We start from the raw sequence: 14690 nt of genomic DNA, 5'->3' as shown, positions 1-14690 counted from the left end.
GAAATATCTTGTATGAACTTAGAAGCATTAATATAAAAGAATTGTCGCAAATTTGGTGAGGAGGAAGTCATATGAATCAGAGAGAAAATATAAGGTTAGAAAAGCTTATAAACAGTAGCTATAACAATACTGCAGGTATAATTGTGCTAAAAAACGGTAAGACATTATACGAAAATTACTATAATGGATATACTGCTGATGACAGCATTCATGTTTTTTCAGTAACAAAAAGTATTATTTCCATATTGCTTGGTATTGCCATAGACAAAGGTTATATCAAAAATATTAATCAGAAGGTATTGGACTTTTTTCCTGATTATGTAGTTAAAAGAGGAGAAAAAACCATACAGAAGGTTACTCTTAAGGATATAATGACTATGACAGCCCCGTATAAATATAAATCAGAACCCTATACAAAATATTTTACAAGTGATAATTGGGTAAATAGTGCCCTTGATCTATTAGGTGGTAAGGGGAAGATAGGAGAATTTAGGTACACTCCTCTCATAGGACCGGATATTTTGTCTGGTGTTCTTGTAAAAATAACAGGACAATCCGTGTTTGATTTTGCAACAAAATACTTATTTTCACCATTGGAGATTAATGTTCAGGGCAATGTAGTTTTTCGTAATAAGGAGGAACAACTTGCCTGGTATAAAGAGAAAAAGGTCAGTGGCTGGGTTGCTGATCCACAAGGTGTAAATACTGCAGGCTGGGGACTTACCTTGACTCCTATGGATATGGCAAAATTAGGCCAATTGTACTTGGATCAAGGAATGTGGATGGGTAAACAAATTATATCCCCAGAGTGGATAGAGGAGAGTACAAAGGAACATAGTAAATGGGATAAGCTAGCCTATGGTTATCTGTGGTGGATTATTGATGATAAAGAACATATCTATGCAGCTTTAGGAGATGGAGGAAACGTGATTTACGTCAATACAAAGAAGAAGATGGTGATTTGTATTGCTTCACTTTTTATGCCACGTGCTAAGGATAGAATAGAACTTATTAAAGAGTATATTGAACCGATGTTTGAGAATTGTATATAGTGAATCTAAACAAGCCTTTAAGGTTTGGGATTTATACCTTTGCCATAATGAGCTTTATTTCAAATGTTGGGTACACCTTATTTAAGTTATCTGATAGTGGCTATGCAGGAACCTTTCAAGATTTTATGCATGTTTTTGTTATTACTGCATTGGTGGTATTACTTTCTTCATAATATATACAGGCTTTATCTGTAACTGTATCTTTAGTAGCTACTCATAACTTTACCTTAAATAACATAAGTCTTTCTAAGCATATAATTATCTATTAATGAAGAAAGTTAACAGCAGAGTAGGTTGAGTTAATTTGCGCTTAGTGGTAAAATAAGTACTAAAATACAGTATTTTACATTAAACGAAAGCTTCCAAAGTTATTTGTAAAAAATATTCAGATATTATAGGTGATTTTTACCAAGGCAAAAGAAATGAAAAGAGCGTATAAGATTATTGATTACAATGACTATACAAAATTTTATTTTGTAGATAGGAGGAGTTATGGATACCAAAGTATTATCACAACCGTTAGAGGGATTTTGTGGGCAAACTTGTATAGCTTTACTTAAAAATATATCTGTTGAAGATGTTGTTAGATATACAAAGTGTGGGAAAAATAAAATGTCAGGCAAAAAGCTATTCCAAGCATTAGATTTATATGATATAAAACGTGCAGACAAAATGAAGTACACAAAGGGACAAGCTGTAGAATTACCACAATGCTGTATTCTAAGTGAACATGGGCATTTTCTTTTATATTATAATGGGGTTTTTTATGATAATATACGCGGAGTTTTTACAGAGTATGATTTCTCAAGATTAGTAGCATATTTAGAAATAAATATTGTGAAATAAGCAGAGTATATAGTACAGTCTGCTCATAACTTATCTGAACGTTTAAATTTTAAATATAAAAAAATATATATGTTTATTTTTTATGAAAATTTGATATTATATAAATAAGAAAAGCTTAGTGCGTCAACACTAAGCAATCCTTAGAACATTTATTTTGTTTTAGGGCTATTGGATGAATTAAATAAAGATTTAATTAAGAGTGAAGCACTATTCTTCGTCGGATGGGTGCTTTTTCTCTTTGCCATTAAGTTCTATATGAATACCAAGAAATTTAATCTTAACAATTAACTTAGAAATATAAAGATTATTCTGTAAAACTAATTTAATAATATAAATAGTAACAAAGCTTTTTATAGTTAATTCTAGCATATCCAATACCACCCCCTAACTATGATGAGATTTTCACCAATCGTCCAAGGGGATAAAATTTTCAAAACCCCCGCAGCCATCCACTACGGAAATTTTTATTTCTACTTTAGAATTACACCATAATTATGTAGTATATATACATAAGAAGATAATGGAAAAACCTCACTTGAAACTGATACGGAGAAACGTACCATAAATGGGATGCTAAATTTCACATTTGATTAGATGGACGCATGTGGGAAGGAGTTTTCTTTTGGAGTATTTTATAGCTTTAGGCATTGATATAACTTGCCTAAGGCTATTTTTGTATGTGAAAATACCGTATTATAAGAAATATTATATTTACAAAATATGTTATAATAAAATTAAAAACAAATTTAAGTAATAGAAATAGTAATTTGAATTAATTCAGAGGGAATATTATGGATTTGTTTAATGCCAGTTCATTATTTAATGATCATGAAAAAAATGAAATATTAAGTGTTGTAAATAATCCGGAAAAATTAAGAAATAGATTAATTGAAGCAAAGAAAAGGCTTTTAAAAGTATACAACTTTAAAGCTTATAATCTACCAGAAGATTTTACAACTACTTCTTATATAATAGCATCTAATCATTTAACTGATTCTGAAAATTATGTATTATATTATGTCGCAGAGTAAAATTATAGTAAACTGCTATTAGCTTTCTATTATATATGAGTTATATTGAACAATACTACAAGAATATTCGGGAGGGGCTTATGAAAAATATACTTACTATGATTATAATTTTATCAAGTCTATTTATAATGGGTTGTGCTAATGATTATAATAAATCGCAAAAAAAGATACCTAAGACAACTGATAAGATTCTTTATATTATGATAAGTAAGTATTCGTCAGATGGGAATAAATCAATAGGGGCAAATGATACCATAGCCTTTAAACCTGATGAAAAAGCAACAGTTGTTGAAGATATTCTTAAAATATTCGACAATAAGGAACCTATAAAAAATGAAGCAATGGAAAAACCTGAATATAAAATTGTATTTTTATATAATTTAGACCCTAGACAATCTAAAGTACGTGAAGAATTTTTAGAAAGTGATATATTTGAACTAGTAGCGAACAAAGAATATTTACTTGTAAGAAATGAGAAAACTAAGGAACTTTTTAAAATACAAGGAGCTGATTATAATAAATTAATTCTTTATATGAAATTAGTGAAATAGTTAATAATTTTTTAGTAGATATTATTCTTAATTTCACAAACTAAAGTGGACAAATTAAATGTCCACTTTAATTTATACATTTATCAACATTAGTTTAAAACAGAGCTTAATAAAAAAACATTAAAGAATCGTTATTTACATTTATTATCTTCTTTTCTACAATGTTTATCTAGGGTAAACACCAGAAAAGGAATCTTATTTGCCCTATCCATGGGTTACGTTGACACACTGGTTATTTTTTGCTAGCATTATATCACCAAAATAGAAGATTAAAATAGGACTCAAAAATATAACAATAGCTTAAGGATCCATACCAGAGGTGAATATATGAAAAAGATTATGGATGAACAATTAATTTATGAAATACTTTCTGCAGTGGAAGAAATCCCAGAAGGTAAAGTAGCTACATATGGACAAATTGCCACCCTTATTGGTAGAGAAAAAAATGCAAGACTTGTAGGTAAGGTTCTCAGCCAAGCAGAATTTTATGGGAGATATCCATGTCATCGTGTGGTAAACCATGCTGGAAGGTTGGTACCAGGATGGCAGGAACAAAGAATTCTCCTATTAGAAGAAGGGGTATCCTTTAAAGATGAGAGTCATGTTGATATGAAGAAAAATAAGTGGGATTCTTAAATTAGAAATTAAAAATGACTGAACAGAATTGCGAAGACTTTCGTTGTTTTAAGCAAAGGTCTCATAACACAGCTTATAAATATATCATGAAGTATTGCCTCCAAGAGTCAATGATTACTTACAAGCAACAAAACCCTTAAAGGTATTAGAAAACTTGATTATTAGATTTTGGCCGAAGAAGGTTGTTTTGTAAGTTCTAACAAAAGTAATTATTCTGAGGCAAATATAAATAAGAAAAGCTTTATACATAAAAGTTAAGCTCAGTCTTTAAATAATGATTTTGATTTAGGATAATTGTATCCTAACTAAATATCAAGAAGAAAAAGTGCTAATCTTTCAGTAAAATTGGCCCTATGGCAAGGACATTTTACAGAGGATATAGCACTTTTTTCTTTGCTTTTAACTTATAAATCAAGACCAAAGGACTTAATCTTGATTTTCTGGGTAAGCCTCATAAAAGCATAGGATGACTGAAAAATTAATTTCAACACTGTACTTTAACAGAACCTAATTTTTAAATGCTGCCTAAAAGATATTCTTTAGAATTATTTATATTTGCTAAACAATTAGCTTCTATATTATATAATCATTTTCTGATTTTATAGCTAGGGCTTCTTTTAAAAGCCTTTGCAATACAGCTGTAAATACTGCAATTACTGCCGAAGCAAAGATTGAGAATAAACTCAATATTACTAGCCCAGGAAAATCATATTTTCTGCTGTATAATGAACAAACTGGCAATATTACTATATAGAATATACTTATTGAGCTTGCACAGTATTTGATATTCTTTAAAGCTTTCACAGATAGCTCAGAAAAAGCATTATTCTTATAAATATAGCCTAGTAGTCTAAAAGTTTGATACAAAGCAAAATAAAAAGGTATACCTGTTAGATATATACCTATTATGATAGGAAGTAGTATTAACTCATGATTTGTTAGGTTTAATGGATACTTATAAAAATCATACAATCCAAATATACCAAGAGCAAGAATTGGAATTCCAACAAGTATAACTACTAGCTTTAAAAAAAGTGTTGATTTAAGTCTCATAAGGAGCACCTCTCTAATCTGTTGTTATTTCATTTTATCATAGTATTTATCGTAAAACAATAAAAACGGGCCGGAAGATCGAGGTTTTGTCCCATTGTTTTGTTGGCAGGTATAATACTTTAATTATAGGGAGATTAGAATTGTCCTTAGGAAAGATTCTTTAGATAAGGAAATTTGTAAAGGTAGCTAGAGGATTATTAATTTATCCATACACTAAAATTCCCTGAACTTACGATTTCACAACAAGTATAAATTAAGTTTTATAATAGGAACTCTTTAATATAATCAAATTTTTTATAATTTTTTTAAGTGATTAAAATACGTATTTTAAGACATAATTATTGTTATAGTACTTTGAAAATAAATTGTTATTTTTAAATCATCTCACTATTATTTGAGATAGATTTAAAATAGATTATGGATAGATGATACAAAAGTTATAATTGTACCACTTTGTAAATAAATTATACTCTCAAACCGTTCGCTCAAAATCAAGAGGAGCTTATGAGAATAAATTAAGGATTGAAGTGACACATATTAAAGCCAAGTAAAGGGGATGAGGAAATGAACTCGATAATTGAAGTTAAAAATTTCACTAAAAAGTATGGTGATTTTATAGCTGTAAATGATATTTCTTTTACGGTGGAGGAAGGTAGTATTTTTGCTTTTTTGGGACCTAATGGTGCTGGTAAGAGTACTACCATAAATACTCTATGTACAATATTTGATAAGACCTCAGGTATGCTTATAATAGATGGAAAAGATGTTACTACGCAAAAAAGTCAGGTTAGATCAGCAATTGGAGTGGTATTTCAGGATTCAACCTTGGATTCAAAAATGACAATTGATGAAAACCTTAAGATGCATTGTGTATTTTATAATGTTCCAAAAAGAGAAGTAGAAGAACGTATCCAGTTTGTTTTAAAGCTAGTTGATTTATTGGGTGAAAGAAAGAAATTAGTAGGTGCTTTGTCTGGTGGAATGAAACGTAGAGTAGAAATTGCGCGTGGACTAATTCACTACCCAAAGGTTTTATTTCTGGATGAACCAACAACAGGGCTTGATCCCCAAACTCGATCTCACATCTGGGAATATATTGTGAAGCTTCAGAAAGAGAGAAATATAACTATTTTTCTTACCACTCATTACATGGAAGAAGCAGAAATATGCGATAAGATTGCAATCATAGATGGTGGTAAGATAGTGGCCCATGATACGCCTTATGCTTTAAAAAAGATGTACACTAAGGATAAGGCATATATCACTACAAAGAACGAAGCTGAACTTGAAAAGCTACTTGCAGAATTTGAAATGAATTATGTGAAGAAGGACAGCTACTATAAGATTGATGCTGAAAATATTAAATCTTTATTGAATGTTTTGAGTTTGCAGAAAGATGTGATTACTGACATTGAAATAAAGAAGGGTACCTTTAATGATGTTTTCTTAGAGATAACTGGAAAGAAAATTAGGGAGGAGTCATAATATGAATACGGTATTTGCATTGTGGAAGAGAGGCTTGAAGGCTTTTATAAGGAATAAAACAGGATTAATATTTTCCCTTGTGTTCCCTTTTTTCTTTGTTTATGTATTTGGTGCTATTTTTAAAATTAACTCAATAGAAAATCCTATTGCGTATATGCTCTCTGGAGTTATCATAACAACAGTGTTTGAGGGTTCACTTAATCTAGCCTCCTCTACCGTTGATGATATGGTAAGCGGCTTTATGAAAGAAGTTTTGGTTTCTCCTGCCAAAAGAATAACTGTTGCTTTGGGCCAATTATTATCCGCAGCAACGGTCTCCACCATACAAGGACTTATGATATTAATTCTTGGATTATTTATAGGTATAAAATTTACCACATGGGTGACACCATTATGGGTGCTTTTAGCTATGATTAGTGTGGGAATTGTTTTTTCCGGCGTTGGATTATACTTAGCAACCATTGTACGTAATGGGCAAACCTTTCAAATAGTTAAAACTGCTGTAACCATGCCCTTAACCTTTATATCAGGAGCATATATTCCCTTATCCATGCTGCCTGAAACCCTTAGATATGTTGCTTATATTAACCCAATGACCTATGCAACTGCATTTTTCCGTATGGTTGTTTTAGAAAAAACAAATTTATCCTCTGAAGAACTTGTGAGACAGGGCTTGGCTATTAAAATTAACGGCTTTATTGTTACTCCTATCATGTCCTTTACTATAATTATGGTCATAGGTGTTATATTTCTCATATTATCAACTAATTCATTTGTAAAAACAGACTTTTCTCGTCTTAACAGAAGTTCAAGTGACGCCAGTGCATTATGGGGATAGGAAAGAGACAGAGGGACTAGGCACAGAGGGATGGAGCTTTAGTCCCAAGGTTCAGATGGAATATATAATAATTTAGTTATAGTAGAATAGAGTTCTTAAAGATTATTTTCATAAGGAAATATGTAGGGGAGTTGTAGGATTATTGATGGTGAACTATATCAGAAATAAGAGCTCTTTATAGCCTTAACCATCGGTTTTACTTGGTTAAGGCTATCTTTATTCATAAAAGATATAACAAAAATCATATTAATTCATTGCCCAAGCTCATCAAAGCATATAATAACTGACCACTTAATTTCAACAAGGTACTTTAACAGAGTCAAACTCCAAAATCATATCATACCATTGAGAACCACCATGCTCAGATTGTGAAACACCTTTGTTTTTAAATCCAAATTTAGAATAGTAATGAATAAGCTTTTCTTTGCAGGTTAGAATAACACCTTTTCTATCTTCTAGTCTTGCAACTTCTATCATATGCTTCATTAATTGCTCAGCGATTCCTATATTACGATATTCAGGTATTACATCAAGGCCAAAAATGGTCTGGTAAGCTCCATTTTCAATATGTAGTGTAGCATCATTAAATAATTCATCATAGATAGTGGTTCCATCGATTATGCATCCATTTATAAATCCTATTATTTTATCATCAGCTTCAGCTACAAAAAAGTGTTCAGGAAATGTGTGGATTCTTTGTTCTAGTGATGTCTTAGTAGCAGCCTCAGCCTCTGGAAAGCACCTGGCTTCCACTTCAGTAACTGCATTTAAGTCTCCTATAAATACTCTTCTAATTTTAATGTCCATAATACTATCCTCCTGTTGCTCGCTCTGAATAGAGTTTATTATAGCATAAGATAGATGAAAAGATTAGCATCTGACCAGCCATATTAATTGAGGGCTATGTTAATCTGAATTGATTATATAATAAGATAAACTCAATATACTAGGTACATCAATAAATAATGTAAAAGCCTCTTGACATTTCGGAATAGTATTGTGATTTTTATATATAATTACTGTAAAGAACTTTTTACATTTGTGAGGTGATATAATATGAAAGGTTTTAGAAAAATGGATGAAATGGAGAAACATATTTCTTTGAAAAGTTTGAAGATTGCTTACTTTTATACTATCACATTTTTATTTGTATGGGTGGTAATAGAGTATATATCAAGAAGAACGGTGTCTTCAAGTATAGCTTTTTTTCTTCTAATTACACAAAATCTTGTATTGATTTTTAGTCAGGCATATTTCAAAAACAAAATTGGCAATGCAAAATGAAAAATAATCTAAAATTATACAGGAAGCAGAAGGGATTGACCCAAGAACAATTAGCAGAACATTTATCTGTTACAAGGCAAACAATAAACGCCATAGAGAACAACAAATATAATCCTACGCTTGAATTAGCTCTTAAAATGGGTAGATTTTTAGGTGTATCTGTTGAAATATTATTTATACTTGATTAGCCAAGCAACAGCATGGTAGATGCTGTTGTTTTTGCTTATATTACAAGGATGAATTATACATTAAAATGGAACCTATATAATGGACACTCATAAAAAAGGTCTATTTATATAGGTTCTTTTTTTGTACAATAATAGCATGAGGTGAATAATAGTGAGCAAGAATGGAACGGTGGTAAAACAAAGTAAGGCTTATAATATAATTACCACGTGAGAACTAAAGGAGTAAATTAATGAAGTATTCAGAGAGTATATTTTCATGCCTTCAATATATTGAAGATAATATTACAGAAAGCCTAACCTTAGAAAAAATAGCAAAGGCAATTGGATATTCCACCTATCATTTTTCAAGAATGTTTAAAGAGGAAATGGGAGTATCTGTTATGGAGTACGTTAAAGATAGAAGGCTATTAAGAGCCACAGAAGATATTATTTTAGGAGAAAAGATACTTGAGGTTGCAATAAAATATGGCTATGAAACAAACAATGGCTTTACAAAAGCTTTTCGCAAAAAGTATGGATTTTCTCCAGTGGTTATTAAAGCATTTGGCATAAAGAAATCATATAAGGAAAATGGAGGAGAGTATTACATGGATAAAGGTAAAATATTTGAGAATACAAATATGTTCCTAAAAGCTACGGAGTATTATAAAGATCCTGAAGAATTATATAAGCAGTTAGTTAAAAGCGTTGAAGAGAATGAATTATTTAATGATTTCACCCGCTTAAAGAAAGCATATGAGTTAGCTTGCTTGGCTCATGAAGGGAAGCAAAGAAAGTCAGGTGAAGCTTATGTTACTCACTGCATTAATGTAGCTATTATATTGGCTGAAATGGAAGCCGATGAGGAAACAATAATAGCAGGCTTATTACATGATATTATCGAAGAAAAAACTTCAGTTACATTAGAGCAGGTGGAGGAGACTTTCTCACCATTAATATCAACAATCATAGAAAGTACAACCAAGACCTATGATCTTTCTGTGGAACTAAAAGAGGAAGATGAGATTTTTGATAGAGTAAGTTTAATTAGATTGGCAGATCGTCTTCATAATATGAGAACAATCCAATTTATTGAACCTGAAAAATGGAGAGAGAAGGCCAAAGCAACTATAGAAATGTTTTCACCACTAGCAGCTAAGCTTAATAAATCAAAATTGAAGGCAGAATTAGATGATCTAGCTTTGAAGTACGGACAGGGGGACGGAGAAAGTGTCTCTATGTAATATAAATAGTAGTTTATTTAATCAGTAATAGAAGTACATGGGAACAGGACTTTAGTTCCCATGTTTTGTTGGCATAAGTAATATTTTAGCTATACATTATAGTAGAAATAGCTTATGATAATCAAGTTGCTCAAAGGGGTTCAAATACTGGATACAGATAAATAGACCGTAAAGAATAAGAACTTGATGGATTAAGCAATTGAATTTATTCAGATAAAAAAGTAATAAATTAAAAAGAAAAGCGTCAAACTATGCACAGAATGTGGCAAATATGAAATTGAGAATAATATGTTTTACATTGTGTTGTCATTTATGTATAATTAATGAAAATAACTGATTAAAAAACTATAACTTCTAAATTAATTGCTTAATAATTTAATAATGGTTTGGATTTAGTTTTATTAAAAATAGCCGGCTAGGCCATTTTTTAGCGTAAACAATTTATTCAATTGGAGGAATTATGAGAGAAAATTTAGTTGATGTTATTTATTCTTTTAATGAGGAGTATAGGTATGTAATATATAAAGAAAGTAATGATTTGTATTGTGTTGGGTTGCAGCAAAAGGTATATGACGACTATTATATGACAGGTGAAATGGAGTTTGTACCTTGGTGTGGTAATAAAGATTATATTCATAAAACAGATTCTTTGAAAAATGCCTATGAAATAGGCAATGAGGGATTAAGATGCTTAGGCGGAAATCATGTTACAGTGAAAGATATGAAGTGTAAATGGTTAGAAAAATTTGCGCCTAATATAAGTGATGCAGACAAAGATGAACATATTACCTCAAACGGAAACTACCTATGGCATATCTTCTCGTGGAATTATGTGGAACCTATGACTGGTGATGATGCTAGAGCAGAGTTTGAAAACTTAACAATAAAAAAGATATATGGGTTTAATCAGTTTGATAATGATGAAGATATTATTAAGGAATATGATGGATTGACAGTTGATTCTATTGAGAACGAATTGGATTATGATATATATTTATTTGATCAGTCTCTAAAATGGACATATGTAAATACACATGAAACCATGTGTGGACCGTACTTTTTTAACGGGACAGAGGGACGGAGATAATGTCCCATATAGATTGAGGACTAAGCATTATAAATCTGGATTTTACATTCTAAAAGAGGAGCTATAAAATGAGGACTTTACGTACTGATGTAAGTGATGGTGAAATTAGAAATATGGTTATTCAGTGGAATGAACTCTTAGCCAATGAGAAATACGAGGAAGCACTTTATATGTTTCTCTCTGATAATTCGGAAGTCGAATGGACACCTGACCTACTAGAACAAGCTATATATGGCTATGGTGTTGTTGGCTATACCAGAGAAGAAATAAAGGAGATGTTTGGACCTGAGGACTATAAAATTACTTCAATTCATGATAATAAAGAAAAGGATAAAATAATAAATAGCATTGAAGTGAGCCGTGACTGTAATTTTAAAGATAAGAGGATTATAGGAAGTGTACATTATGATTGCATTCCATTAAATGGTCAACTAAGTGATTTAACAGCCAGATTTTATATCAAGAAAATGGATGATAACAATCTAACTTTAGAATTTTTAAATCTTCATGTCATGTAAACATTATAGGTGCAATTGAAAAATACTGGTTGAAATTAATATAATTAATAACAATCAAAATATGGGTACAATCGAAGGCAGCAAAATAGCTAAAAAGAAATACGCTGTTATTATTTAAAATTAAAATAAGTAAATGTATTCATACTATGAGGCATTGGGGAAAGAGGGATAACATATGAAAAACTTAGTATTATTGGTCAGTAGTCTTATTATAATAACCATATTGATACTGCTATCAGTTAAGAATTTAAAAAACAAATATAAGTCTAAAACCGCTACTATAAATATTCTCGTAGTATCTGTAGTATCAATTTTAGTTGGTTCATCAATATTTGCCTTGTGGAGTTTAGGGGGAAGATTAACACCTTTTCAAGCTTCAAAATCTAACAAGCTTATAGAGGCTAATGGGAAACTCTTGAAAGAAATAGAAGTAGATAATAATTTCCTTCACATTTACTATAATCCTAAAGAAAACCTATACAGGACTACTATTACTAAACCTTTTGGTTTTCTTTATAAAAGTAAGTCTTCAACCTATTACTATCCGCATGAAGAAGATATGGTTGTAACATTAGGAGGAAACAATATTCAAACTAAAGAGGGATATAAATCGGTTCTATATATTCAAAATAAGGACCCCCAAGTAACAGAATTTGCAGTGTTAGATTCAGATGGAAATTACTTAGCCAGACAACCGGCTAAATCAGGTGAATCTGTAATTATTCAATACCGATATCCAAGTAGTGAAAGTGAATCAAACTATAAAATTTTAGCTTTGAATAAAGACTTAGATGCTGTTTACTACTATGGTTACCCAAGAAATTCTAAACAGATAAGTATTAATGATTATAAATGGCATGCAATGAAAAACGATAAATTAGACAGCAAATTTGCAGCAAAAATTAAATCAGGAAACTTAGTTACTAACTATAAAATTGAGACAGTTCTTAGTGATATTGATACCTTAGGACTTAATACCATAAATATTCCCGTTGTTATAAATATAAGCGACCTTTCAGCCAGTGATATGTCAATTGATAATAACAGCGAAGAACAGGCGATAAAACTTATAAAGAAATTACAAGGTAAAAACATAAATATAATACTTGAGCCATATCCATGGATAGCTAATGGCAGTAAAGCTGAGTCAGATTGGAACCCTAGCAATATTGATGATTTTTTTAACAATTGGAAAGCCAAAGTATTAAAGCCGTTAATTGATGATATCGCAGTGCCTTATCATGTTGAGTGCTTTAATATAGGTACGAGCTTCACCAACATTGAGTTTTATGAAAACCAGTTCTGTGAAATGATAGACTATGTAAAGGGACAGTACAAGGGCTTAGTTACATATAGAACGAGCTGGTGGGTAACAACTAACTGGAATGATCCTTCAACTAAAAAGATTGAGGACAACTTAAAATCAGCCTATAACAAAAAACTGAATAATAAATTATTTTCAAAGCTAGATTTCATTTCTATTGCTTCTTATTTTGAACTTACTGAAAATGATACAAACACAGTGGACAACTTAGTAAGTGCTCTCCAAAGTACTCAGAGATACAATAGAAAACAAAATGTAAAGCAAGAGGTTAAAAACTTTAATAATAAATGGAGTAAACCAATCTTCTTTGGTGAATTAGGGTTTCCACCAAAGGCTAAAGCCTCTATTGAGCCATGGAACCCAGATTTAACCTACAAATGGAATGACAAAGAGCAAGCTAATTGTTTTCAGGCATACAGAACTGTATTTGAAAGCGAACAATGGAATTTAGGATTTTCAATTTTTGCAATTGGAAGTAAGCAATCTGACAATAACTATTATCCAAGTGAAGACAGTATCGAAGTCATAAAAGGATGGTATTCGAAATAGAGGGACATGGGGACAGAGCTTCAGTCTTATAATTTTAACTTAAGAAAGCCATATAAGTGGGAATGGTGGAGAATAAGAAGAAAGACTTAAATTCATTGAAGTATTATCTATTTTAAAAGTATTATGATAATAGGCAAAGAGATAATACCCTTTTGTGAAGCAATTGGATTTAGAATATAAAATCATTGGTAAAGAATAGTATAAAATAACTTGTCATAAGCAAAAGTACAATTAAACAGTATGTTATAATTTAATAAGCAACAAATTTGAGTAATAGACAAATAGTAAATTTGCAAGGTGGATTGAAAATGATTGAAATTAAAAGGATTGCTGAAGCTAATAAGAATGATATTAACATTCCTAATGAACCTTTTGAATTGTGGGGAAAAATGATACCAACTTACGATGGTAACAAATGGGCTTACACAACCGAGGAGTTTATACAATAGGTCAAGATAACAATCTTTCTGCATGTTTATTCTAAATAAAATCCGGATTTGCAATAGGAGGACTTAACACACAGGAATATAGAGGAACCAGACAAGCCCACAAGAGTAATGTTTTTTTGAATGATTACCCTGGAGAAATCATTATTTCATCCGGGTATTTTTACGTCTAAATTTAAAATATAATTAGGAGGCAATGTAAAAAGAATATTCCATTGTTAATAATTGATGTCCAGAAAGCTTTGATTTCTTTTGAGGTTATTTCATATATGCTTAGCAAAGGCGAATACAAGAGAAAAGATTGAAGATATTAACCGCTGGAGATATTGATGGTATAGAAATTAATGGCTTAAGAGTGTTATGAAAATTTGAGTTTATTGTGAAGTGAAGAATATAAGGTATACTTGTTTCCCTTAAATTATGGAGGTAGAATTGTGATTAGTTCGTTATTAATGAAGCAGATTGCCAAGCTTTTTTTAATTACGGCTATGGGATTCGTATTGGTTAAAACGCGTTTAATGAAAGTTAAAGAGAGCAAAAGTCGTTATTTATCTAATAATGCCTTGCGTTATTATTAAT

The 14690-nt window shown here is 30.8% G+C and carries 18 protein-coding genes and 1 pseudogene; 16 read left to right on the top strand and 3 right to left on the bottom strand.

All coding sequences use genetic code 11. The features are described 5' to 3' along the window. Positions 1-71: 71 nt before the first annotated feature. The 3 genes from GXK57_RS20135 (at position 72) to GXK57_RS20125 (ending at position 1898) form a co-directional block, all read left to right on the top strand. Positions 72-1052: a serine hydrolase gene (locus GXK57_RS20135; protein ID WP_160679781.1), complete on the top strand. Its 981-nt coding sequence runs from the start codon at positions 72-74 to the stop codon at positions 1050-1052. After that, positions 1052-1225: a hypothetical protein gene (locus GXK57_RS20130; protein ID WP_160679779.1), complete on the top strand. Its 174-nt coding sequence runs from the start codon at positions 1052-1054 to the stop codon at positions 1223-1225. Before GXK57_RS20135 ends, GXK57_RS20130 begins: the two co-directional genes overlap by 1 nt. 319 nt (positions 1226-1544) lie before the next feature. Continuing rightward, the gene (locus tag GXK57_RS20125; RefSeq protein WP_160679777.1) at positions 1545-1898 is read left to right on the top strand and encodes a hypothetical protein; all 354 of its coding nucleotides are present in this window, start codon (positions 1545-1547) and stop codon (positions 1896-1898) included. A gap of 207 nt (positions 1899-2105) precedes the next feature. Here the strand turns inward: GXK57_RS20125 and GXK57_RS20120 are convergent, their stop codons facing one another. Beyond that, positions 2106-2267: a hypothetical protein gene (locus GXK57_RS20120; protein ID WP_202127759.1), complete on the bottom strand. Its 162-nt coding sequence runs from the start codon at positions 2265-2267 to the stop codon at positions 2106-2108. A gap of 422 nt (positions 2268-2689) precedes the next feature. On the opposite strand from GXK57_RS20120, the gene GXK57_RS20115 reads away from it, so the two are divergent. From GXK57_RS20115 to GXK57_RS20105, 3 genes are all read left to right on the top strand, one after another. Beyond that, positions 2690-2929 (top strand): hypothetical protein, encoded by a 240-nt coding sequence (locus GXK57_RS20115; protein WP_160679773.1) that lies wholly within the window; start codon positions 2690-2692, stop codon positions 2927-2929. Positions 2930-3009: 80 nt separating this feature from the next. After that, the gene (locus GXK57_RS20110; RefSeq protein WP_160679771.1) at positions 3010-3480 is read left to right on the top strand and encodes a hypothetical protein; all 471 of its coding nucleotides are present in this window, start codon (positions 3010-3012) and stop codon (positions 3478-3480) included. 327 nt (positions 3481-3807) lie between these two features. Continuing rightward, positions 3808-4116 carry an MGMT family protein gene (locus tag GXK57_RS20105; protein ID WP_160679769.1) on the top strand — a complete coding sequence of 103 codons (309 nt, stop codon included), beginning with the start codon at positions 3808-3810 and terminating at the stop codon, positions 4114-4116. Positions 4117-4689: 573 nt separating this feature from the next. Here the strand turns inward: GXK57_RS20105 and GXK57_RS20100 are convergent. After that, positions 4690-5169, bottom strand: coding sequence for a DUF2975 domain-containing protein (locus GXK57_RS20100; protein WP_160679767.1), 480 nt, complete (start codon positions 5167-5169; stop codon positions 4690-4692). A gap of 564 nt (positions 5170-5733) precedes the next feature. Between GXK57_RS20100 and GXK57_RS20095 the strand changes: the two genes are divergently transcribed. Together GXK57_RS20095 and GXK57_RS20090 are read left to right on the top strand one after the other, a co-directional pair. Next, the gene (locus GXK57_RS20095; protein WP_160679765.1) at positions 5734-6654 is read left to right on the top strand and encodes an ATP-binding cassette domain-containing protein; all 921 of its coding nucleotides are present in this window, start codon (positions 5734-5736) and stop codon (positions 6652-6654) included. A gap of 1 nt (position 6655) precedes the next feature. Further along, positions 6656-7492 (top strand): ABC transporter permease, encoded by an 837-nt coding sequence (locus tag GXK57_RS20090; RefSeq protein WP_160679763.1) that lies wholly within the window; start codon positions 6656-6658, stop codon positions 7490-7492. 297 nt (positions 7493-7789) lie between these two features. Here the strand turns inward: GXK57_RS20090 and GXK57_RS20085 are convergent, their stop codons facing one another. Beyond that, entirely contained in the window at positions 7790-8299 is a 510-nt protein-coding gene (locus GXK57_RS20085; RefSeq protein WP_160679761.1) for a GNAT family N-acetyltransferase, read from the bottom strand. 249 nt (positions 8300-8548) lie between these two features. On the opposite strand from GXK57_RS20085, the gene GXK57_RS20080 reads away from it, so the two are divergent. The 8 genes and pseudogenes from GXK57_RS20080 to GXK57_RS26675 all read left to right on the top strand — a co-directional run bounded on the left by GXK57_RS20080 (position 8549) and on the right by GXK57_RS26675 (position 14689). Then, entirely contained in the window at positions 8549-8776 is a 228-nt protein-coding gene (locus tag GXK57_RS20080) for a hypothetical protein (RefSeq protein WP_160679759.1), read from the top strand. After that, positions 8773-8964: a helix-turn-helix transcriptional regulator gene (locus GXK57_RS20075; RefSeq protein WP_160679757.1), complete on the top strand. Its 192-nt coding sequence runs from the start codon at positions 8773-8775 to the stop codon at positions 8962-8964. The genes GXK57_RS20080 and GXK57_RS20075 overlap by 4 nt, the downstream gene beginning before the upstream one ends. Positions 8965-9194: 230 nt before the next feature. Next, positions 9195-10187 carry an AraC family transcriptional regulator gene (locus GXK57_RS20070; RefSeq protein WP_160679755.1) on the top strand — a complete coding sequence of 331 codons (993 nt, stop codon included), beginning with the start codon at positions 9195-9197 and terminating at the stop codon, positions 10185-10187. Between the two features lie 460 nt (positions 10188-10647). Further along, positions 10648-11274 carry a DUF4275 family protein gene (locus GXK57_RS20065; RefSeq protein WP_160679753.1) on the top strand — a complete coding sequence of 209 codons (627 nt, stop codon included), beginning with the start codon at positions 10648-10650 and terminating at the stop codon, positions 11272-11274. A gap of 68 nt (positions 11275-11342) precedes the next feature. Beyond that, positions 11343-11792, top strand: coding sequence for a hypothetical protein (locus GXK57_RS20060; RefSeq protein ID WP_160679751.1), 450 nt, complete (start codon positions 11343-11345; stop codon positions 11790-11792). 877 nt (positions 11793-12669) lie between these two features. Then, positions 12670-13665, top strand: a pseudogene (locus tag GXK57_RS26680) (hydrolase); the annotation flags it as partial. 308 nt (positions 13666-13973) lie between these two features. After that, positions 13974-14114: a hypothetical protein gene (locus GXK57_RS26395; protein WP_202127757.1), complete on the top strand. Its 141-nt coding sequence runs from the start codon at positions 13974-13976 to the stop codon at positions 14112-14114. A gap of 431 nt (positions 14115-14545) precedes the next feature. Further along, positions 14546-14689, top strand: coding sequence for a hypothetical protein (locus GXK57_RS26675; RefSeq protein ID WP_243156477.1), 144 nt, complete (start codon positions 14546-14548; stop codon positions 14687-14689). Position 14690 lies beyond the last annotated feature (1 nt).

Source organism: Clostridium sp. C8-1-8 (assembly GCF_009928445.1).
Classification (GTDB): domain Bacteria; phylum Bacillota; class Clostridia; order Clostridiales; family Clostridiaceae; genus Clostridium_AR.
Note: the sequence above shows the minus strand (reverse complement) of the source record. Positions and strands in the feature narration are given on the sequence as shown.